The sequence below is a fragment of the Clostridioides sp. ES-S-0054-01 genome (assembly GCA_021561035.1).
Lineage (GTDB): Bacteria > Bacillota > Clostridia > Peptostreptococcales > Peptostreptococcaceae > Clostridioides.
Genome location: CP067346.1, coordinates 2,846,038 through 2,869,977, shown reverse-complemented (window position 1 = coordinate 2,869,977; position 23,940 = coordinate 2,846,038). Strand labels below are relative to the sequence as shown.

Below are 23,940 nucleotides of genomic sequence, written 5' to 3'. Positions count from 1 at the left end.
TTGCTTATATAGTAGATAACAAGTAAAAATTAATTATTCCAAGGAGGGTTTTAAATATGAAAAATGATTTAATTAATTGTGTTGATAAATATAAAAAAGATTTAGTAGAAATGGCAAAAGGAATATGGGAAAATCCAGAGACTTCATATGAAGAATATTTTGCAAGCGGTGTACAAAAGAAGTACTTAGAAGAAAATGGATTTAATGTAAATACTGTACAAGGAATAGAAACTGCCTTTGTAGCAGAGTTTGGAGAAGGTAGACCTGTGATAGGGATATTGGGAGAATACGATGCCTTACCAGGATTATCTCAAAAGGTATCTTTAACTAAAGAAGCTGTAACTGAATCTGGAGCAGGTCATGGGTGTGGTCATAATCTGTTAGGAGTAGGAGGAGTAGGAGCAGTAGTAGCATTAAAAGAAGTTATGGAGAGGGAAAATATCAAAGGAACTATAAAATATTTTGGATGTCCAGCTGAAGAAGGAGGAGTAGGAAAATGTAATATGTATAAAAAAGGATGTTTTAGAGACATAGATTGTGCATTTAGTTGGCATCCTTTTGATATAAATAGTCCCTGGAGACCATCTAGTTTATCAAATTTTTCTATGAAATTTAGATTTAAAGGAATTACTTCTCATGCAGCACAATCTCCACATACTGGTAGAAGTGCACTTGATGCTGTTGAACTTATGAATGTAGGTGCTAATTATCTAAGAGAACACATATTGGATTCTATACGTATGCATTACGTAATAACTAATGGAGGAGAAAGACCAAATATAGTTCCTGGCTCTGCAGAGTCATGGTATTTCTTAAGAGGTAAAAAAGCATCAGATGTAAAGAGTACTCTTGATAGATTAGTAAAAGTTGCTAAGGGTGCAGCAATGATGACAGAAACAGAGATGGAATATGAAGTTATAGACGCAATGTATGATTATTTACCTAATCAAAGTTTGACAGATATTGTATCTGAGAATATGAGGATGGTAGGAGTACCAAACTTTAAAGCTGAAGATTTAAAGTTTGCTCACAAATTAGCAAATACAATTACAAAAGAAGAAAGACGAAATGTAGCAACTTCATTTCAAGGTAACCCTAATATAGTAGAAAAATATCTACATGATGATATTGTCGACTTTGAAGATTATAAATACAAAAATGTATCTGGTTCAACTGATGTGGGAGATATAAGTTATATAGTACCAACTGCACAGTTTGTTATGGCGGCATGGCCTATTGGTACAGCAGCTCATACTTGGCAAGCCTGTTCGTCATCCGGTTCTAATGTAGGTTTTGAGGCAATGCTATGTGCAGCAAAAGTGCTTGCTTGTTCTGCATATGATATCTTAATGGACAAAGAAAAGCTTGAAAAATCAAAAGAAGAATTTACAAAATCTTTGGATGGATTTGAGTATAAACCATTGGTATAATTTTTATTTTAAGAATAGAACTGTGGTTTAAGTAATAAAGTAATCTTAAATTTACTGAAAATAGGGGGTAAAAAATGGAATCAAATAATATATCTAAGTCACAAAAAGGATTTTTTAGAGGATGGTTAGTTGTATTTGCTGGTCTAATATTAATGATATCTGTTTATGGAATAGTAAATAATTGTGCAAGTTTATTTATAAAACCTGTAACAGAAGACTTAGGTTTTTCTAGGTCTGAATTTTCTCTTTATTATACAGTAATTGCTTTATCTACTATGGCAATAGCACTCTTTATGGGGAAGTTAACAAAAAAATTTAAATTGAAAAATATAATGTTTGTAGGATGTGTATTGGCAGGAATTGGTTATATAGGATATTCATATGCAAACAGTATATATGCTTTTTATTTAATGAGTATATTTTCAGGTTTGGGGTTAGGTATGACAACTCTAACTCCTCTATCAATAATAATAAGCAATTGGTTTTTAGAAAAAAGAGGGCTAGCCTTAGGTTTAACTTTTATGGGAAGTGGAGTAGGTGGTATGATATTTAATCCTATAGCTAACTATATAATCTTAAATTATAGTTGGAGACAATCATATTTAGTATTGGGAATAATAATATTAGTTACAACTATACCAGTAGTTTTGATATTTATGTATGAAAAACCGAGTGATAAAGGTCTATTGCCATATGGACATAATAATTCTCCTGAAAACGTTTTAAATGCTTCTGTAAAAGGAATTATGCTTGGAGATGCTATAAAAACTAAAATATTTTGGATTATGCTTATGGGACTGATTTTGATTACAATAATAGCTATGGGAGTACAAATGCATATTGCATCTTACTTGACTGATATAGGGTATCCTTCAACTTTTGCAGCAAGTGTTATATCTATAAACATGGGAGTAGTTATATTAGGTAAAATACTTCTAGGTTATGTGTTTGATAAAGTAGGATGTGAGAAAGGTGTTATACTTGTTGGGTTGCAGGTATTTTTAGGGGTATTGGCTTTATTATTTGCTAGTAAGTATCCAGCTATAATAGTGTTTATTATATGTTGGGGAATTGGAAACTGTATGGGGACTATTGTACCTGCTCTCATCACATCAGAGATATTTGGAAAAAAAGATTATTCAACAATAGTTGGTGTAGTAAATGCAGTAGTTTTATTAGGAGCAGCTTTAGGTTCAGCTGTTACAGGAAGGTTATATGATATGTCTGGAGGATATACATTAGCATGGATGACATATCTGGTATTGACTGTAATTATGGTTGGTTTGATATTAATAAGCTTAGCTTTAGGAAAAAAGAAAAAGTTAAAAGAGGTTTAAATTATATTAATTAAATAAATGAAAAATATCAACGTAATTTTTAATAAAATAAATTTATTTATATAAAATTACGTTGATATTTAATAAACACCGCTAAAGATATTTATTTTTTTATTATGCTTAGTATTTTGTCTTCTATTTGAGATGCATTTTCAGCTGAAATTAAATAAACATACTTGCCTGCTTTCTCAACTATAGTATTATTTGCTATTTCAGAATTGCTTTTTTCTCCATGTCCTTCTCCAAAAGGTGCTTGTATCATGTCTTTTTTATAATTTTCTAGAGTTTTATAGATTTTATCTACATCGTCAGTTTTTATAACGATAATATCTTCTAGAGATAATTTTTCAGAAGAATTAATTACAAAACCTTGAATGATGTCTTCCTCCACATCATTGAAATAGTTAAATTCCTTTGCATCAAAGATTTTTGATTCTTTTATAAGTAAATCAGCAGATTTTAATGCCCTTTCAATTCTTGATGTAGAAACGTTTTTGTAATCACCACTTGAAGAACAACCAACCATTCCTAATGATAAGATTATCGAAAAAAACAATATTAAAATTTTTTTCATGATAAACCTCCAAGTTTTTTTAATTCCATCTTAAATTAGTTTACTACATAATTATATAAAAATAAATGTATTTAATGTTACAGTTTTGATTAATAATGTAATATTTTGATAATAATACCTATTAAGAGGTGATTAGAAATGAGAATACCAAAACATGTAGGAATTATACCAGATGGAAACAGAAGATGGGCAAGTCAGAATGGTATGACAAAAGATAAAGGATATAAAAGCGGAATAGACCCTGGATTAGAATCTTATAGATTATGTAGAGATTTAGGTTGTGAAGAAGTAACTTTTTATGGATTTACAACTGATAATACAAGACGTCCATCAGTGCAGACAAAAGCTTTTACAAAAGCATGTATTGATGCTGCAAATATATTAATAGATGAAGGTGCGGCTTTACTCGTTGTTGGAAATACAAAATCTCCAATGTTCCCAGAGGAATTATTACCATATACTAATAGAATTAAAGCTAAAGAAGGTCAAATAAAAGCAAATCTTCTGGTAAATTATGGATGGTATTGGGACTTAAATAATATATCAGGAGTAGAAAATGTAAGTAAAAATAATATACAGGATTACATACAGTCATTTGATGTATCTAGACTAGATTTGATAATCAGATGGGGTGGAAGAAGGAGATTAAGCGGTTTCCTTCCTGTACAATCAATTTATGCAGACTTTTATGTTATAGATAATTATTGGCCGGATTTTAAAAGTGATGATATAAAAGATGCATTTAGTTGGTATGATACACAAGATGTCACTTTAGGCGGATAATTAAAAAGCTTCTGATTTAAGGTTGTAGAGTGTTTTAAATTATTGAAAAAAAAACTTCTTGATGGTAAAATAACACTAATAATATGTGAAAGTGTAAAAATTTATACCAAGAAGGGTGAAGAAATGTCAAGAGGCAATAATAACAATAATTCAAGAAACAAATCTAAAAATACTAGCCATCCGAATAGAAAAAAGCGAAAATTAAATAAGAAAAAGTTAGCAGTGTTGATTTGCTTTACAGCGTTATTTTTATTTATGGCATTTAAGGCTACTCAAGGTGTAGTAGCTTTGGTAAAAGGTATGGATAAAAGTAATAAGACTAGCCAACAACAAAATGTTAACTCAGAACAATTTGACCTTGGAAATGAAGATGAAAATAAAAATAAAAAATATACTGTATTTGTAGACCCAGGTCATGGGGGAAATGATAAAGGGACTCAAAGTAAAACTAGTAATAGATATGAAAAAGACCTAAATCTGCAGATTTCCAAAAAATTAGCAAATAAATTATCTAAACAAAAGGATATTCAAGTAGTAGTATCTAGAACTGATGATACGTATATATCGTTAAATGATAGAGTTAATTTAGCAAATAATAGTTCTGCTGATGTGCTTGTTTCCATTCATTTAAATGCAGAAGAAAATGGGAATACAGCAACAGGTATAGAAACTTGGTATAGGAATAAAGCTACAGATGGTTCAAAAGAACTTGCACAGACAGTACAAAGTACTATAGCATCTTATGTTAAAGTTAGGGATAGGGGCATAGTTGAAAATAACTTTGAAGTGCTTAGAGAATCAAGTATGCCTGCCATATTGGTAGAGTGTGGTTTTTTAACAACACCTTCAGAGGAACAAAAAATAATAAATGAAAGGTATCAAGAACAACTTGCAGAAGGAATTGTTCAAGGTGTACTTTCATACTTAGATTCTAAAGGGAATAAATAAGTTAACTTTATTTTATCATGTTAAAAATGTTGTTTGAGTTTAGAAACTATGAAATTAGATATTATTATATCTATATCTAATTTCATAGTTTTTTTTGCAAAAAATAGATATTTATGAAATTTAAGAAAATAAATTTAGTATAGTATAATGCAGTTCTTTATATGTGATTTTAACTTACATTGATTTGCTACCAATTGTGCTTTATAATTAATATATAAAAAGTTTAAATGTAAGATAACTTAAAAAATAGGGGAATTTATATGAATAAAAATAGTATGACAAAAATTTACAGTTTAAATAAAATAATTTTTATCATAATTGGAATTTTGGGAATAGTTTTACTTACAAGGCACATTGGAACAGACATTAAAGTTTTAATTTTAATTTTATTGACCTTATTTAGTATAAATGTATTTATTTCATATCTTAAAATTAAGCTATATGAGGATAAAATTAATTTAGAATTAATAAATAATCCAGATAAGCTTATAAATATTACTAAAGATGAGAATTTTCTAAAACATATTCAAAATTATATCATCAGCAATAAGAGAGAAAACTGTGTTATGGCTTGTTTTGATTTATGTAGACTCAAACTTATAAATGATATATATGGTTATGAGCTAGGGGATGAAGTATTAAATAATATTTCAAGTAACTTAAAAAATTATTTTAGAGAAGAGGCTGTTTATGGAAAGTTAAAAAGTGATGTTTTTATATTAATAATAAAGCTTGAAGATAGAGAACAGAAGATTCCTTACTTAGTAAATCTTATTAAGAATAAAATTGTGACATTAAGTCAGATTGACAGTTTTAAAATGGATATAAATATTGAGGCTTCTATTGGAATTTATAGATTTAATAATGATGAAATTAGTATAAAAAAAGCTATGGATAATGCTGATATGGCAAGGATTAAATCAAAAGGGCTAAAGCATATAGAGTATGTAGAATTTGATAATGAGATGAAAGAGGAAATACAATCAATTATGAAAATAGAGCGAGATTTATTTTTAGCTATTAAAAATAAAGAGTTTGTAATTCACTATCAACCCAAAGTCGATTCAAATACAAATAAAATTATAGGTTCAGAAGCATTAATAAGATGGGTACATCCATCCTTAGGTATGGTTGGACCAAATAAGTTTATACCTATAGCTGAAAGAAATGGTCTGATAAATAATATTGGTAGGTGGCTAATTCAAGAAGTTTTTATTACTATTGATAAGTGGATTGCAGAAGGCATAAATGTCCTACCAGTTTCAATAAATCTTTCTAGAGTAGAACTATATAAAAATGATTTAGTTGATTTTTTTAAACTGATGTTTAATACATATAATGTTCCTAAAGAGCTTATAGAATTAGAAATTACAGAAACAACAGCCCTAAGAGATGTAAACTTTATAAGTGAAAGGCTTTATGAGATTAAATCTTTAGGTATGAATATTTCATTAGATGATTTTGGTGTAGGTAATTCAAATTTTATCAATCTTAAGGGGATACCACTAGATATTATAAAAATTGATAGGTCACTTATATTAGATATAGTTACAAATACAAAAACAAAATTTATGGTAAAAGCAATTATTAATCTTTCACATGATTTAAACTTAATTGTTATATGTGAAGGGGTAGAGGATATGAATCAGGTTAACGTTTTAAATGAAATGGGCTGTAATTTCATACAAGGCTATGTGTTTTTTAAACCTTTAGATGAGATTAGTTATAAAAGACTTCTTATTGATAGAAATTATATGAATCTGGAGGATACTCTTTTAGATAAACGCATGGCAGTTGAGGAGGAATAAGGATGATTTCAGAAGATGTAGATTATTCAATAAGAATCATAAGAGCTATATTTAATAATGGAGAGGATAATCCAATAGATGCTAAAATGATATTAAAAAATGAAGATATACCAATGCTAACACTATATAGATTGCTTAGAAAGCTTTGTGCAAATAACATTCTTACTTTTAATAAAGAAGATGGCAAGAAATACATGTTAAATGTATCATTGGATACAATAAGTCTAAGAACTATTGTAGAAGTAATTGATGGAAAAATATATATAAACAAATGTACGAGATATGTATCTAATTGCGATAATTGCTTAAAAGGTTGTAAATTAAATCGCGAATTACTAGAAATAGAAAAAGAAATTTATAAACTTTTATCGAGAAAATCTATAAGACAAATACTAGAATAAAAAATTTTCAGCTATGATAATAATTGGAGGTTTTCGGTTATGGATGATATATCTCAAGATAATTTTCTACTATCTAAAGAGTATGAGAATAGTTTAGATGTAGATACTAAAAAAGCAAGTGGAATATATTATACTCCTAAAATCATTGTAGATTATATTGTAAAGAAAACTTTAAAAAATCACGATATAATTAAAAATCCATATCCACGAATACTCGATATTTCCTGTGGGTGCGGAAATTTTCTTTTAGAAGTATACGATATTTTATACGATTTATTTGAGGAAAATATATATGAATTAAAAAAGAAATATGATGAAAATTATTGGACTATTGATAACATACACCGTCATATATTAAACTATTGTATATATGGTGCTGATATTGATGAAAAAGCCATAAGTATATTAAAAGATAGCTTAAGGAATAAAAAGGTAATAAACGATTTAGATGATTCTGATATAAAGATTAATCTATTTTGTTGTGATAGTCTTAAAAAGAAATGGCGATATAAGTTCGATTACATAGTTGGTAATCCACCATATATTGGTCATAAAAAACTTGAAAAGAAATATAAAAAATTTCTCCTAGAAAAATATAGTGAAGTTTACAAGGATAAAGCTGACTTATATTTTTGTTTTTATAAAAAGATTATAGATGTCTTAAAACAAGGAGGAACTGGTAGTGTTATAACTCCAAGATATTTCTTAGAAAGTCTATCGGGTAAAGATTTGAGAGAATATATTAAGTCAAATGTCAATGTTAAAGAAATAGTAGATTTTTTAGGTGCAAATATATTTAAAAATATAGGTGTATCTAGTTGTATCTTCACTTTTGATAAGAAAAAATCAAAAGATACGCATATAGATGTATTTAAAATCAAAAGTGAGGATATATGTGTAAATAAATTTGAAACACTAGAAGAACTTCTAAACAGTAGCAAATTTGAGCATTTTAATATAAATCAGAGTTTACTATCTGACGAATGGATGCTTGTAAATAAAGATGATGAAATTTTTTATAATAAGATACAAGAAAAATGTAAATATAGTTTGGAAGATATAGCAATAAGTTTTCAAGGAATAATCACAGGATGTGACAAAGCATTTATTTTAAGTAAAGATGATGTAAAATTGAATCTTGTAGATGATAAATTTTTAAAGTGTTGGATAAAAAGTAAAAATATAAATAAGTATGTAGTAGATAAAAGTGATTATAGGCTGATATACTCAAATGATATAGATAATGAGAATACAAATAAAAGGATACTAGATGAGATTATAGGGATGTATAAGACAAGGTTAGAAAACAGAAGAGAATGTAAAAGTGGAATAAGGAAATGGTATGAACTTCAATGGGGTAGAGAAAAGCTTTTCTTTGAAAGAAAAAAGATAATGTATCCTTATAAATCAAATGAAAATAGATTTGCTATAGATTATGATAACAATTTTTCAAGTGCAGATGTATATTCTTTTTTCATAAAAGAAGAGTATTTAAACAAATTTTCATATGAATATCTAGTTGGAATTTTAAATTCCAGTATTTATGATAAATACTTTAAAATAACTGCTAAAAAAATGAGTAAAAATATATATGATTACTATCCTAATAAGGTTATGAAGATAAGGATTTTTAAAGATAATAATTATGAAGAGATAGAGAATTTATCAAAGCAAATAATATCAATTTTATTAGATAAGTCTATGGATAAAGGAAAAGTAGAAAAATTGCAGATAAAAATAGATAACTTAATAATGGATTCTTTGGGTATATAAGCATCTGTAAATACAAAAAAATTACAAGGTATTAATTATTTATTTAAATTTAGAAATAAAAAGTTAGCCATATAAAAAATATTAAAAATATATACTTTTCAATATTTTTTTGATAAAATAAAAATGAATTTGTGCAATTTTATTTTTCTCCAATAACTAAAAATAGTTTTTTGAATTAATATTTGCTGAGGAATAAAAATCAGAAATGTTTTTGATATAGTAGGTGATAATATGAAAGGATTAGTTTTAGAAGGTGGAGGAACAAAAGGAGCTTACCAAATAGGGGCATATAAAGCTTTAAGAGAGCTTGGTATAGAGTTTCAAGGAGTAACTGGCACATCAATTGGTGCTTTAAATGGAGCATATATAATCCAAAATGATATTGAAGTAATGGAAGATATTTGGTTAAATTATGATTATACTCATTTTATGAATATTGATAGAGAAACCTATGAGAGATTTAAAAATGTAGATTTCACTACTAAAAATATCAATGCAGTGTTTGAACTTATAAATAAAGCTAGAAAAAATGAAGGTATAGATATAAGCCCTTTAAGACAACTAATGGAAACAACATTAAATGAAGACATAATAAGGAAATCAAAAAAAGACTTTGGACTTGTTACTGTTTGGTGGGATAAAAAGATTAATCCATATCCATTGTATATTGAAGATATACCGAAAGGAAGACTGATTGATTATTTAATCGCTAGTTCCAGTTTGCCTATTTTTCAAACGAATATGATGGATGATAAATTGTATCTTGATGGAATGTTTTGTGATAACATGCCAATTGGGCTTTTAGAAGACAAAGGTTATGAAGATGTTGTTGTAATTAGGCTGCTTGATGATTTTATTGGTAAAATAAATCTTAGTAGACACCAGAATATAAATGTAAAAACTATAATACCGTCAGAGTATCTAGGAGGTTCTCTTAATAAAGATAGAGATAATGTAGAAAAAAATATTCGATTGGGTTATTTAGATACTATGAAAGCATATGAAAGATGCACTGGGATTAAGTATTATTTTGATGTAGAATATAAGTACAATGAAGAATACTGTTTTGATAAATTTAAAAGTATGAGCAATGAAACAATACAATATATTTGTAATTTACTGAATATAAAAAGAGATGCTTCACTTAGAACTGTTATGGAAAGTGTAATACCAAAGCTTGGTGAGGTGCTTGGATTGCCAAAGGACTTTTCATATAGAGATTTATTTTACTGCATATATGAAAAAAAACTTGAAGAAAATAGTATAAACAGGATAAAATTATATGATTTTAACAAGGTTATAGATGTTGTAAATACAAATATTGATTCTAATAAAAATTTAGCTTCTAATTTTGAAATTAGACCTAAAATTAGTATTAAAAAGAACAAAAACACAAAATTATTGACAAATTGTATTATAAAAGACATAAAAAATCAAAGTTAAATAAAAAACAAAAAAAAATTTGTAATTATGCTCGAAAAAAGTGTATATTAGTAGTATAATATTTTTGTAGCACTAGTGGGAACAAAAAATGACCATAGGACAAAAAAGTACCACTAAGTACCATTAAAGTAAAAAATAGGAAAACAATTTTAAAAAATATAAAATGTAAAGTTTATAGGAGGATTTAAAAAATGGAAAAAGTAGTTAGTATCAAAAATGCAAGTGGATTACATGCTAGACCAGCAGGAATGTTTGTTAAAAAGGCAGCTGAATTTAAATCAACAGTAGAGGTTGTAGCAAAAGACAAAACTGTAAATGCAAAATCAATAATGGGAATAATGAGTTTAGGTTTAGCTCAAGGAGAAGAATTAAAGTTAGTTGTAAATGGAGAAGATGAAGAAGTAGCTTTAGCGGCAATGGTTGAATTAGTTGAAAGTGGATTTGGAGAATAGATATAATAATTTTTAAAAATTTGATATTTATAATCTAATTATTACTTAAAGTAACAAAGAAGTATTAAACGTATACAGACCAACATTTGTAGATATTTAATTTCTTTGTTACTTTCATGTTTATTTAATCAGAAGATTAAGACTATTGTTAATTGGGTATGAAAATACAAATATTTTAGAAGATGAAATAAGATATTTTTAATCATAAATTCAGAGTAAAAATATAGTAACAAGTAGTTTATAAAATTTTATAAAAAATTATTAGGGAAATAAAACTATAAAAATATAAAGTATTTATATAAATTTATAGAGTTTATACGTCAGATGATATTTTTTAGGAGGTAGGGTTATGGCTTACAAAGGAATAGGTGCTTCTCCTGGTGTTGCTTTAGGGAAAGCGTTAGTAGTTGAGCATAGTGAATTAGTAATTGAAAAAAAATCTATAGATAATATTGAAGTGGAAATTGCTAAATTAGAAAATGCAGTTGCAGTTTCTAAAGAAGAATTAGTAAAAGTTAAGGAAAAGGCTTCTGAAGAATTAGGAACAGAGGAAGCAGAAATATTTGAAGCACATTTATTAGTTTTAGAAGACCCAGAATTAATTGGTTCTGCAATAGATAAAATTAAAACTGAAAGTGTAAATGCAGAGTATGCTTTAAATGAAATAAAAGAGATGTTTGTTAGCATGTTTGAGTCTATGGACAATGAGTACATGAAAGAAAGAGCGGCAGATATAAAAGATGTTACAAATAGAATACTTAGACATATATTAGGAATTAAAGTTGTTGATTTATCTGCTTTAAGCGAAGAGGTTGTATTAATAGCACATGATTTAACTCCATCAGACACAGCAACTATGAATAAAAAAATGGTTTTAGGATTTTTAACTGATATAGGTGGAAGAACTTCTCATACTGCTATCATGTCTAGAACTTTAGAAATAGCTGCAATCGTTGGATTAAATGATATAACTTCAAAAGTTAAGGATGGAGACTTTGTAGTTTTCAATGGGGACACAGGTGAAGTAATCGTTAATCCAGATGAAGAGACTATAAATAAATATACTGAGTTAAAGGCTAAGTATGAGGATGAGAGAAAAGCGTTACAGCTATTAAAAGGAAAGCCATCTGTAACTTTAGATGGGAAACATGTAGAATTAGCTGGTAACATAGGAACACCTAATGATATAGAAGGTCTAATAAAGAATGATGCTGAAGGTGTTGGTCTTTATAGAACAGAATTTTTATACATGGATAGAGATTCTTTCCCAACAGAAGAAATACAATATGAAGCATACAAGGCTGTATTAGAAGGAATGGATGGAAAGCCTATAGTTATAAGAACCTTGGATATAGGTGGAGATAAAGAATTAAGTTATTTAAGTATGGAGCCTGAAATGAATCCATTCTTAGGTTACAGAGCAATAAGACTTTGCCTAGATAGAAAAGATATATTTAAGACTCAATTGAGAGCTTTATATAGAGCTAGTGTTCATGGAAGATTAAGAATCATGTTCCCAATGATTTCATCTTTAGAAGAGTTATTACAAGCTAAAGCAGTTGTAAAAGAAGTTTTAGCAGAACTTGATTCTGAAGGTGTGGCTTATGCTAAAGATGTAGAAATTGGTATGATGATAGAAGTTCCATCTGCTGCTGTAATATCTGATGTATTGGCTAAACATGTAGATTTCTTCTCTATAGGAACTAATGATTTAATTCAATACACTTGTGCAGTTGATAGAATGAATCAAAAGATAAGTTATCTTTACAATCAATTTAATCCAGCTGTTTTAAGACTTATAAAGACTGTTATAGACAATGCACATAAAGAAGGAAAATGGGCAGGTATGTGTGGAGAATCTGCTGGAGACCAAAAAATGATACCAATACTTTTAGGTATGGGATTAGACGAGTTCTCTATGTCTCCAATATCAATACTTCCTGCTAGAAAGTTAATAACTTCAGTTAAAGAGTCAGATATGAAAAAATTAGCTGATGATGTACTTAATATGGGTACTGCTGAAGAAATAAAAAGCTATATAGAAAAGACTTTTAATATATAATTAATATTATATAGTTACTAAAATTCATTTTTCTAAATAACAAAATTATATTTTACGAATTAAAAAGGATATGTTTCAAAATAAAAATTTGAAGCATCTCTTTTTTATAAAAGATTACTAAGAATTACTTAATCTGTGTAATAGTCGTTTTGTGAAAAAGCAAAACTACATTGTGACTATAGTAGATATGGATGTTATTAGCAATAAAAGTACTATTAAAATGAAGATTCATTCTTAAATGGTATCAAAAGTAGTTGTGATGGAGTAACATAATAATTTTGTAATGTAATAGTAAGAATTAAAAAAATATGGTATTGAAAAATAATTAAAAGTATTTAATAATAGAATTAGGGAAGAATAAGTTTATAAGTAAAAACAATTGATTAGTAGTTAATAAAATAAATGTGATATCCAAATAAATCCTAAATCTAATTTGAGTTTTAATATAGATAGTCTAAAGTTTGATTATTAAAGATTTAATTGTAAGTTGTTACAGTTGATGATATTGATTAGAGATTAAAGTTTAGAGTAGAAAGTTACCTTAAATTTAAAAATGCAAGATAACCCAATCTAAAAATTATAACCACTCGATAGGTTTAAGGATTTATTTGTTTATTATAAATAGGAGGGTGTCTCAAAATGAACTTTTTAGTTTATGAGGCACTCTCTTTTATATAGAATTAAATATATTTTATTATTTCAACAATGAAAAAGAAGCTTATCTCTATTTTGAGACAGCCTCTTTGTATACTATTATTAATTTAATTAATAATATAATTTAAAATTATAATACTAGTTAAGATTTCCTGCTTTATTAGTAAATAATTCTTTAATAGCATTGTTTCTGGAAACTAAATCACTATCAGAGTTGTTTGTTTTTTTCATAATCACTGAATAACGTTTTTTATTTATAAAAAATATTAAAATCTTATCATCATCAAAATTGTATTCTTTATATCTATCAATAGACTCATAACCTAGATTTAGAATGTTTTTATCTTTTATACTATCTACATCTAAAATATATGATGGGTCAGCCTTTAGTAATATATTAATTAAACATTTTTCTTCACCAGCACAGAATAACTCCATCTTACTTGATATAGATTTAGATTGCTCTGAAGTTATTTTTGCAGGAATAAGGTTGTCATTATCATCTCTTAGAAGATAACCATGTGTGTCTTGTTGATATACTAAATTAACTTTTTTCTTAGGAACACTAATCATTTTATCTAAATGTACATAATGATGATTTTCAACAAAACCTTCATTTAATATTTCAACAAAGTTATTAATTTTACCTAGGCAAAAAGATTCTATAGATTCTTTACAGAATTTATTTGTAAATGGTATTATGTTTACGTTTTCCTCGTCTGTATTCCATGCTATAGCATAATCCAACGAATATACTTCTTCCTCTATATCTGCAAAATTATATTGTACTATGTTTCCTTTCAAAATTACTCGACCTCCATCTTATAATATATTTAATATACTTTATAAAACTTATATTATATTTAAATAATATCATAAATCGGATAAATATGATATAGTAAATAAGAAAAAATTTGAAAAAAATCACTATAAATGAGTGATAAATATAAATAGTGTATACTAATGGGATGAGAAATGTCCACTATTAACTTTATTACCCCACATATATAAGATAAAATTATTAATATAAAATATAATCTATCGACAATGAATAGACTTTTAAAGAAACTTAATATAAAATTAATTAAATAAGTGCTTAAAAACGATTTACTTTAATGATAGAATCATATTAAAGGAGGATAATTTTATGGATATAAAGAATAAAATTAAATCTATATTTTTACCAGAAAAAAATGACTATTTAGATGATGAAGAATTTGAGTATGATATAGAAAATAATGAGGAAGATTTAAAGGAAGATAACAAAGTACATTTAAATGATTTAAGCAGAGTAAAATATGATTACAGAGAGTTAAAAGACATAGAAAACCAAACAGAAGAGATGTGTCTGCTAGCAGTAAAGCAGGATGGTACTATAATTGAATTTGTAAAGGACAAGACTTATAGAGTATGTATGGAAGCCGTTAAACAGACGTATAAAGCTCTTAAGTATATAACAAATCAAAATGAGAATATTTGTATAGAAGCAGTCAAACAGAACTACAGAGCTTTGTATTACATAAATAATAAGACAGAAAATGTATTAATTGAGGCTATAAAAAATGCATCAACTTACGATGTTATGGAAGTTTTTAAATTTGTAGAAGAGCAGACAGAAGATGTATGTATAGCATTTATAGAAAGGGCATCAAAAAATGATGTTGCAGAGATACTAAAAGGAATAAAAGAGCAAACTCTAACTATATGTTTAGAAGCTGTAAAAAAAGACGGAAAATCTTTAGCTTATGTCAAAGAACAAAGTAATAGTATATGTTTAGAAGCTGTAAAGGAAAACTATAGTGCATTATCTTGTGTAAAAGAGCAAACAGAAGAAATATGTATAGAAGCAGTAAAACAGAATGATTTTGCATTGTATTATGTAAATGAGCAGACAGAAAAAATATGTATAGAAGCAGTAAAAAGAAGTTATATGGCTCTACAGTATGTAAATAAGCAAACAGAAGAAATTTGCTTGGAAGCAGTAAGAAATGATGGAAGAGCATTACAGTATGTAAAAGAGCAAACAGAAGAAATTTGCTTGGAGTCAGTTAGACAAAATGGAAAAGTATTGCAATATGTAAAAAAACAGACTGAAGATATATGTATAGAAGCAATAAAAGGTTCATTTGAAGAGCTTGAAATAAAAGAAATCTTAAGCTATGTAAAGACACCAACGGAAAGAATATTTGTAGAAGCAGTAAAGCAAAATGGAAAAATTCTTAAATATATAGAAAATCAGACAGAATTAATATGCCTAGAGGCAGTAAGAGAAAATTATAATGCTCTACAATATGTAAAAGAACAAACAGAAGAAGTTTGCCTAGAAGCAGTTAATCAAAGTTATGAAGCTCTTAAATATGTGAGAGAACAAACAGAAGAAGTTTGTTTAAAAGCAGTAAAACAAGATTATAGAATGTTGAAATATGTAAATAACCAAACAGAAAAAATATGTTTAGAAGCGGTAAAGCAAAATTATAGAGCTTTAGAATTTGTTGATAATCAAACAGAAAAAGTTTGCTTGGAAGCAGTGAAACAGAATAGGAAAGCACTACAGTATGTAAAACAAAAACAAAGTTAAAAAGGTAAAAATATATAGAAAAATATATGTAAATAAATGAAAATTGATATTTTGTAATAAATAAAGACACATGGCTTATAGTAATAAGTTATGTGTCTTTATGCATATAAAGCTTAATAAAACTGTTTTATTATAATTTTTTTGTTATATAAATAATAGATAGAAAATTATATAAGTCTATTTTTGACCAGTTTTACAATTTTAACAACTAGTTTTGTAAAATATATTGAATTTTCTCAAAAAAGTAGGTACTCTATATATGTAAAATTTTTTGGGAGGTAAAAATGTTTAAGAGATATGCTGATAAAATGACATCTACTTTAATTTGTAATAAGATGATAGATAATAATGAATCTAAAGTCTATTCTTATGGCTTTGAAATATTGATAGCTTTCATAATTAATATAACCACCATATTGTTTATAGGTTTTTTATTTGGTAAATTTACATATGTATTGTTTTTTTTAATGTGTTATTGTCCAATAAGACAATTTTCAGGAGGGTATCATGCAGACAATTATTTTAGATGTCTATTGACTTTTGTTTTTATAATTTTATCTACAATATTAATTATAGAAAATCTAAATATAGACTTATTTAAAAATATTATTATGGTTATTGCTAGTATTAGTTGGGTTGGAATTTGTGTTCTATGCCCAATAGAACATAGGAACAATCCTATAAGTGATAGAGAGAAGTTGGTTTACAAAAAAATTGCTATACTTATATCTACAGTAGTGTCATTAATGACAATTTTAAGTTTTTCTTTGAGTATATTTGTAGATTATTTCATATATAGCGTATTTGCTATGTTTTGGATTTTTATGATGTTAGTATTAGGTAAGCTAAAAGCTAAAAATATAAGTAGAATATGTATGAGGGAGAATTAAGTTATGGAGAAATTTATTGTAAAATTTATGAAGTTTGCTAGTTCATTGGCACTTAGTACTGCTATCTTGACAGCTAATAGTACTTGCCCATGGATTATACATCAGCCTAAGGTACCTAAAGAAATCAGTAATTTAAAGAAGATAAATTAAACAAAAGCACTTATTTATACAAAATTATTATAAAAAAGAAATTATTATAAAAAAGAAATTATTATATTTTGATAAGGTTAAAATCATATAAAATCGGGTACAAAATTTATTTTATTTATTTTATAGGAGCCTAATACTTATTTGATAATATATTAGTGCGCCAATTTAGGGGGATATAGTGTATTCAATGAAATGACTTACGGGGAGTAAGTCATTTTTGTATTTTATGTATTTTAGGTAAACTTGTGATATAATGAAGGGTAAAGTTTAATTAAAACAATAAAAAACTTTAGCATAGATAGTAATTTAGGAGGTAGAGTATGAGTATGATACATAAATTTTCTATGAATGGATATAATATCGTTTTAGATGTGAATGGTGGAGCTGTTCATGTGTTAGATGATGTTGCATACGACTTATTAGATTTTTATAAAGAAAAAAGTAAAGAAGAAATATTAGAGATGTTAAAATCAAAGTATCAAGAAGAAAAAATAAATGAAGCATATGAAGAAATATCAAATTTGGAAAAAGAAGGTCTTTTATATACAGAAGATACATATCAATATCATCCAAGTTTTGTACATAGAGAGCCTGTAGTAAAAGCCTTATGTTTAAATGTAGCCCATGATTGTAATTTAAAATGTAAATACTGTTTTGCAGCTCAAGGTGATTTTGGAGGAGAAAAAGAACTTATGAGTTTTGAAGTAGGTAAGGCAGCAATTGACTATTTGATTGCTAATTCAGGAAGTAGAAAGAACCTAGAGATAGATTTCTTTGGGGGAGAACCTTTGATGAATTTTGAAGTTGTAAAACAATTGGTTGATTATGGAAGAAGTATTGAAAAAGATTATAATAAAAATATAAGATTTACAATAACTACAAATGGTGTACTGTTAAATGATGAGATTATAGATTATATAAATGAAAATATGCACAATGTAGTTTTAAGTTTAGATGGAAGAAAAGAAGTTAATGATAATATGAGACCAACTTTAAATGATAGAGGAAGTTATGATATTACATTACCACGATTTAAGAAACTTGTAGAAAAAAGAGCAAAAGACAAGTATTACTATATAAGAGGTACTTTTACAAGAGATAATTTAGATTTTTCTAAAGATGTTATGCATTTTGCAGATTTAGGATTTAAATTAACATCTGTAGAGCCAGTCGTTGGAGATGAAAGTAATCCATATGCACTTAGAGAAGAAGATTTACCTAAGATATTTGAAGAGTACGAAAAATTTGCTGTAGAGTATGCAGATAGACAATTACAAGGAGATGGATTTAAGTTTTTCCATTTTATGATAGATTTAAATCAAGGTCCATGTGTAATAAAAAGAATAACTGGATGTGGGGCTGGAAATGAGTATCTTTCTGTAACACCAAATGGAGATATATATCCATGCCATCAATTTGTTGGAAATGAAGAATTTAAAATGGCAAATATATTTGATGAAAAAATTGTACTTCCAGAAAACTTAAAAAATATGTTTAGAGAAGCTCATGTATATACTAAAGAAGAATGTAAACAATGTTGGAATAAGTTTTACTGTTCAGGTGGATGTCATGCAAATGCGATAAACTTTAATAATGACATATCAAAACCATATGAATTAGGCTGTGAAATGCAAAGAAAACGTACAGAGTGTTCTATAATGATACAAGCTAAGTTGATGTTAGAAGGAGCAACCAACTAAATTTATATTTTAAAGGAGTTGTTTATATGATTAGAGAGTATTTAGAAGATAAGCCTTTAATTGATGAAAGTGTATTTGTAGCAAAATCAGCAGATATAATTGGAAATGTTAAAATAGGCAAAGATTCAAGTGTATGGTATAATGCAGTAGTTAGAGGTGATGAAGGTCCAATAATTATTGGAGAAAATACTAATATACAAGATTGTTCTATAGTGCATGGAGATATAGAAACTATAATTGGTAATAATGTAACAGTTGGACATAGGTCAATAGTTCATGGTTGTAAAATTAGCGATAATGTGTTAATTGGTATGGGTTCAATAATATTGGATAATTCTGAAATAGGAGAATATACTCTGATAGGAGCAGGTACATTGATTACTTCTAATAAGAAGTTTCCACCAGGCGTTTTGATAATGGGTTCTCCTGGAAAAGTTGTTAGAGAACTTACAGAAGAAGATAAAAGATATATTGATGAATCCTATAAATGGTATATAGAAGCAGCACAAAATCAAAAATATTAAATTAAAGAGTGGTTGTTTCAAAACATATTTAAATCTGTTTTGAGACAACCACTAATTTATTTTATTAGATTTTGTTGATATTTTACTTTTTAAAGAGTATTTGATTAAGCTAGATATAAAATGTCAAAAATAAAAATCAACTGAGTTAAATAATTTTAATAAAATTGCTAGTATATGTGATAAAATTAAATATTAAAGAGGATATAAGATATTAGAATATCAATTGGTGAAATGATGTCATATATGATAAATTAAGGTGTAAGTTTTTGGGTATACCTATCTTAGGAGTGAAAAGATTTGAGAATAAGTTATAGAAATTTAAAGCGATATAGAGAAATCGGATATGTTTTAATAAAGTATGGTTTTAGTTTTATTGTAGAAAGACTAAATATAGAAGGAATTGCCTATAAAATACCACCATTTGACCCACCAGAAGAAATAAAAAATATGACAACTGGTGAGAGAATGAAAAGAGTTTTAGAAGAACTAGGGCCTACATATATAAAAATAGGACAGATATTAAGTACAAGAAAAGATTTATTAGACCAAGATATAATTGATGAGATATCAAAACTTAGAGATGATGTAGAAAAATTTGACTCAAATATAGCTATTGAGATATTTGAAGAAGAAGTGGGTTCAAGTATAGAAGAAATATTTTTAGAATTTAAAGAAGAACCAATAGCAGCAGCTTCAATTGGTCAAGTTTATGAGGGTGTACTTAGAACTGGAGAAGAAGTAATTGTAAAAATTCAAAGACCCAATATAGAGAAAATAATAAAATCTGATTTAGAAATTCTTAGAACAATTGCAAATACTTTAAAGGATTTAAAAAAAGATTTTAATTTAGATTTAGTACAAATGATTGAAGAATTTCAAACTCAATTAATGAGGGAACTTGATTACACATTTGAAGCTATAAATGCAACTAAATTTTCTAGGATATTTAAAAATAGTGATGAAGTATATATACCTAAAATTTACTCAGAATATAATACTAAGAAAATTTTAGTAATGGAGAAAGTTAATGGTACAAAGTTAAGTGATGTAGAAAAAATAAAGAGGCTAGGTTATAACACAAAAACTATTGTTGAAATAGGAGTTAGGTCTTTTTTTACACAGGTATTATCTCATGGCTTTTTTCATGCAGACCCACATCCAGGTAATATATTCGTAGTTGCTAAAAATAAGATAGCATATATAGATTTCGGAATGATTGGAATTATTGATAATAAAACTTTAAATCAATTAAATGAAATTGCATTAGCAGGTGTAGAAAAGAATGTTGACAAAATAATATATCTATTGATAGAAATGGATGCATTAAATGGAGAGGCTGATGTTAAAGGGCTTAGACAGGATTTACTTTATCTAATACATTACTACTATGATATTTCTATAGAAAAAATAAATGTAACAGATATATTAAATGAACTATTTAGATTTTTTAGACAGTACAAAATAGTCATGCCTGTACAACTTGTAACTCTTGCCAAGACGGTCATAACATTAGAAGGGACAAGTAGAACTTTAAACACAGATTTTTCTTTTAGTTCTATGGGAAAAGAGTTTATGAAACATCATTATAAGAGTAAATTTAATCCTAAAAATGTTGTTTTAAATTCAAGACAAAATGTAGAAGAAATATTACTAGATGTAAAAACTATTCCAAAGCAATTAAAAGCAATTTTAAAAAATATAGAAAGAAATAACATAAAAATGCAAATTGAAGATGTTAAAATGACAAGATTAGAAAATTGTATACTAGAGTTAACATCTCAAATATCTCTGAGTTTGGTGTTGGCATCGATTATAGTAGGTTCTTCTCTTATAATTGCATCTCCAAATATAGAAAATAATATATGGATAAAGTTTACTGCTATAGCAGGTTTCTTTATTTCTTTTATAATAGGGCTTTGCTTAGTTATAAGGAGTGTTAGGTCAAAATACAAAAAAGATTAGGGGGAATTAAATTTGAAAAAATGGATATTGAAATATAAAGGGGAGATAGAGGAAAGTGAATTTAGCAAAAAACTTAATATTTCCCCGGAAATCTGCCAAATTTTAAAAAATAGAGGTATATGCACTGAAAAAGATTCAGAAATATTTATGAATCCATCATTAGAGTATTTAAGAGACCCTTTTTTGATGAAAGATATGCAAAAAGCTGTTGATAGAATAAAGTCAGCTATTGAGAAGAACGAAAAAATTTGGATTTATGGAGATTATGATGTTGATGGTGTGTCATCTACTTCTATTTTGTGTATATATTTTAAGAGTATAGGTTATCATGTTGATTACTATATTCCTAATAGATTAGAAGAAGGGTATGGTATAAATGAGGAAGCTATTAAGCTTATAAGCTCTAGGGGATGTGACTTGATTATAAGTGTTGACTGTGGAATTACATCAGTATCTGAGGTCAATATAGCGAATGATTTAGGCATAGATGTTATAATCACAGACCATCATGAATGTCAGAATGAAATTCCATCAGCTTTTGCAGTAATAAATCCAAAACAAGAAGATTGTAACTATCCATTTGATTCACTATGTGGATGTGGTGTAGCATTTAAAATGATTCAAGCGTTGACTCCAAAAGAAGAATTTAAAACTAGTATGTATGATTATTTAGAAATAGTAACCTTGGCAACTATTTGTGATATTGTTCCACTTATAGATGAAAATAGAATAATTGTAAAAAATGGTTTAAAATCAATGAAAGAAGGCAAAAATATTGGATTAAGAGAACTTATAAAAGTTTGTGGTGTAGAAAGTGATAAAATAGGTTCTTCTCATATAGGTTTTGCAATAGGTCCTAGAATAAATGCTTCAGGTCGATTGGGATATTCTTACTTAGGAGTAGAGTTGTTTACTACTCAATCGCAAGAAGAGGCGGTAGAAATAGCTAATATATTAGAAGAAAAGAATAATGAAAGACAGATGATAGAAGCTAAGATGTATCATGAAGCTGAAGAAATCTTAAAGTCTAATAGTAGATATAATGATGATAAAGTTTTGGTTTTAGCCAAAGAAGGTTGGCAACATGGAATAATAGGAATTGTAGCATCAAAGCTAACCGAAAAATACTATAAACCGACGATTCTTTTAGGGATAGAACATGGAGAAGCTACTGGTTCAGCAAGGTCAATAAAAGGATTTAATATATTTGAAGCTCTTGTAAAGTGCAAAGACTTAATGAACAAATTTGGTGGTCATGAACAAGCAGCAGGGCTATCTTTAAACTCAAACAATGTTGAAATTTTGGCTGATGAAATAAATAAGTTTGCAGATTATAATTTGACTGAAGATGATATGATAGAGAATATAAATGTTGAATTTGAATTACAAGAAAAGGTGATAAATTTAAATCTTGTAGAAGAATTACATAAGTTAGAACCTTTTGGATTAAATAATCCAAATCCTAGATTTATAGTTAGGAATTATATTTTAAAAGATTTAAGAATTATAGGTAAAAATCAACAGCATCTGAAATTAAGTATAGAAAAAGAAAAAAGCTATGAATGTATAGGATTCAATATGGGTCATTTAAAATCATTGTATGAAGTAGGAGACAAAGTAGATGTATTGTTCCAATTAGATGAAAATAACTATATGGGAAATAGGAAAGTACAATTTTTACTTAAAGATATAAGATTAGCTCGACCTAAAAATGCAAGTAATGACAAACTTTCACTAAAATTAATGTCAAAAATAATACCAAAAGATACACAAAACTTGTATAATATATCTGTATCTGACTTTGAATTATTTGATGGAAATACAGATATAAATATATTTGATTATTTTGCAAAAGATACATTAATAATATCTAATTCTATAAATGGATTTTATAGAGCGGTATCAGATATATCACTTATAGATTTGGATTTTAACATAAATTACAATATTATTGAAGATATTAGCAAAAACACTGATAAATTAGAACTTATATTTTCTCCTAATATTGATAAAATAGACTTAAAAAGATATAATAATATTATTCTTTATGATTATTTATACAATAAAGGCGAATATTCGTATATATATGAGAATAAAAGAGAAGAAAGTGAAATTATAAAATATTATAATAAAACAGACCTATTATATTTAAAGAATGTAGTTAGTAATATAGTTCCATCAAGAGATGAATTTATAACAATTTATAAACAAGCACTCATAAAAAAAGAAATTGATTTGGATATGGTAAATATAAGGGGAACTTTTAATGTAATTCCATTAAAGTTTTTTACGATATTGAATGTATTTAGAGAATTAAAGTTACTTGATTTTAATTTAAATTATGAAAAAAATTCTGTACTCATAAGAATATTGCCAAAACCACAGAAAAAATTAGACTTAAATGAGAGTTTAATACTCAATAATCTAAAAAATTTAGAAAAACAATACAATAGCAGTTATTAGGAGGCGTT

The 23,940-nt window shown here is 27.0% G+C and carries 19 protein-coding genes; 17 read left to right on the top strand and 2 right to left on the bottom strand.

The window, feature by feature from the left end; translation table 11 throughout:
- Window positions 1–56 precede the first annotated feature (56 nt).
- Together JJC02_13400 and JJC02_13395 are read left to right on the top strand one after the other, a co-directional pair.
- Window positions 57–1,430: an amidohydrolase gene (locus tag JJC02_13400; GenBank protein UDN53885.1), complete on the top strand. Its 1,374-nt coding sequence runs from the start codon at window positions 57–59 to the stop codon at window positions 1,428–1,430.
- Window positions 1,431–1,504: 74 nt separating this feature from the next.
- A complete protein-coding gene (locus JJC02_13395; GenBank protein UDN53884.1) occupies window positions 1,505–2,767 on the top strand; it encodes an MFS transporter in 1,263 nt (420 codons plus the stop codon).
- A 103-nt stretch (window positions 2,768–2,870) separates the two neighbouring features.
- On the opposite strand, the gene JJC02_13390 is transcribed toward JJC02_13395, so the two are convergent.
- Window positions 2,871–3,341 (bottom strand): DUF4358 domain-containing protein, encoded by a 471-nt coding sequence (locus JJC02_13390; protein UDN53883.1) that lies wholly within the window; start codon window positions 3,339–3,341, stop codon window positions 2,871–2,873.
- A gap of 138 nt (window positions 3,342–3,479) precedes the next feature.
- Here JJC02_13390 and JJC02_13385 point away from each other — a divergent pair, with 138 nt between their 5' ends.
- The 8 genes from JJC02_13385 to ptsP all read left to right on the top strand — a co-directional run bounded on the left by JJC02_13385 (window position 3,480) and on the right by ptsP (window position 13,011).
- Complete coding sequence (locus JJC02_13385) at window positions 3,480–4,124, top strand: undecaprenyl diphosphate synthase family protein (GenBank protein UDN53882.1); 645 nt, start codon at window positions 3,480–3,482, stop codon at window positions 4,122–4,124.
- A 42-nt stretch (window positions 4,125–4,166) separates the two neighbouring features.
- A complete protein-coding gene (locus JJC02_13380) occupies window positions 4,167–5,072 on the top strand; it encodes an N-acetylmuramoyl-L-alanine amidase (GenBank protein ID UDN53881.1) in 906 nt (301 codons plus the stop codon).
- 260 nt (window positions 5,073–5,332) lie between these two features.
- A complete protein-coding gene (locus JJC02_13375; GenBank protein UDN53880.1) occupies window positions 5,333–6,880 on the top strand; it encodes an EAL domain-containing protein in 1,548 nt (515 codons plus the stop codon).
- 2 nt (window positions 6,881–6,882) lie between these two features.
- Window positions 6,883–7,281, top strand: coding sequence for an Rrf2 family transcriptional regulator (locus JJC02_13370; protein UDN53879.1), 399 nt, complete (start codon window positions 6,883–6,885; stop codon window positions 7,279–7,281).
- A 39-nt stretch (window positions 7,282–7,320) separates the two neighbouring features.
- The gene (locus JJC02_13365) at window positions 7,321–9,054 is read left to right on the top strand and encodes an N-6 DNA methylase (protein ID UDN53878.1); all 1,734 of its coding nucleotides are present in this window, start codon (window positions 7,321–7,323) and stop codon (window positions 9,052–9,054) included.
- A gap of 231 nt (window positions 9,055–9,285) precedes the next feature.
- Window positions 9,286–10,497, top strand: coding sequence for a patatin-like phospholipase family protein (locus tag JJC02_13360; GenBank protein UDN53877.1), 1,212 nt, complete (start codon window positions 9,286–9,288; stop codon window positions 10,495–10,497).
- A 191-nt stretch (window positions 10,498–10,688) separates the two neighbouring features.
- On the top strand, window positions 10,689–10,949 hold the full coding sequence (locus JJC02_13355; GenBank protein UDN53876.1) for an HPr family phosphocarrier protein: 261 nt from the start codon (window positions 10,689–10,691) through the stop codon (window positions 10,947–10,949).
- 349 nt (window positions 10,950–11,298) lie between these two features.
- Window positions 11,299–13,011, top strand: coding sequence for a phosphoenolpyruvate--protein phosphotransferase (gene ptsP / locus JJC02_13350; protein ID UDN53875.1), 1,713 nt, complete (start codon window positions 11,299–11,301; stop codon window positions 13,009–13,011).
- A 792-nt stretch (window positions 13,012–13,803) separates the two neighbouring features.
- On the opposite strand, the gene JJC02_13345 is transcribed toward ptsP, so the two are convergent.
- Window positions 13,804–14,469 carry a hypothetical protein gene (locus JJC02_13345; GenBank protein ID UDN53874.1) on the bottom strand — a complete coding sequence of 222 codons (666 nt, stop codon included), beginning with the start codon at window positions 14,467–14,469 and terminating at the stop codon, window positions 13,804–13,806.
- 343 nt (window positions 14,470–14,812) lie between these two features.
- Here JJC02_13345 and JJC02_13340 point away from each other — a divergent pair, with 343 nt between their 5' ends.
- The 7 genes from JJC02_13340 (at window position 14,813) to recJ (ending at window position 23,932) form a co-directional block, all read left to right on the top strand.
- Window positions 14,813–16,243 carry a DUF4116 domain-containing protein gene (locus tag JJC02_13340; protein UDN53873.1) on the top strand — a complete coding sequence of 477 codons (1,431 nt, stop codon included), beginning with the start codon at window positions 14,813–14,815 and terminating at the stop codon, window positions 16,241–16,243.
- A 284-nt stretch (window positions 16,244–16,527) separates the two neighbouring features.
- Entirely contained in the window at window positions 16,528–17,133 is a 606-nt protein-coding gene (locus JJC02_13335; protein UDN53872.1) for an accessory gene regulator B family protein, read from the top strand.
- 3 nt (window positions 17,134–17,136) lie between these two features.
- The gene (locus JJC02_13330) at window positions 17,137–17,283 is read left to right on the top strand and encodes a cyclic lactone autoinducer peptide (protein ID UDN53871.1); all 147 of its coding nucleotides are present in this window, start codon (window positions 17,137–17,139) and stop codon (window positions 17,281–17,283) included.
- A 320-nt stretch (window positions 17,284–17,603) separates the two neighbouring features.
- Window positions 17,604–18,983, top strand: a complete 1,380-nt coding sequence (gene scfB / locus JJC02_13325; GenBank protein ID UDN53870.1) for a thioether cross-link-forming SCIFF peptide maturase — start codon at window positions 17,604–17,606, stop codon at window positions 18,981–18,983.
- Window positions 18,984–19,009: 26 nt separating this feature from the next.
- The gene (locus JJC02_13320; GenBank protein ID UDN53869.1) at window positions 19,010–19,507 is read left to right on the top strand and encodes a gamma carbonic anhydrase family protein; all 498 of its coding nucleotides are present in this window, start codon (window positions 19,010–19,012) and stop codon (window positions 19,505–19,507) included.
- 297 nt (window positions 19,508–19,804) lie between these two features.
- Entirely contained in the window at window positions 19,805–21,469 is a 1,665-nt protein-coding gene (locus JJC02_13315; GenBank protein ID UDN53868.1) for an AarF/ABC1/UbiB kinase family protein, read from the top strand.
- Between the two features lie 12 nt (window positions 21,470–21,481).
- The gene (gene recJ, locus JJC02_13310; protein UDN53867.1) at window positions 21,482–23,932 is read left to right on the top strand and encodes a single-stranded-DNA-specific exonuclease RecJ; all 2,451 of its coding nucleotides are present in this window, start codon (window positions 21,482–21,484) and stop codon (window positions 23,930–23,932) included.
- Window positions 23,933–23,940: the final 8 nt, after the last annotated feature.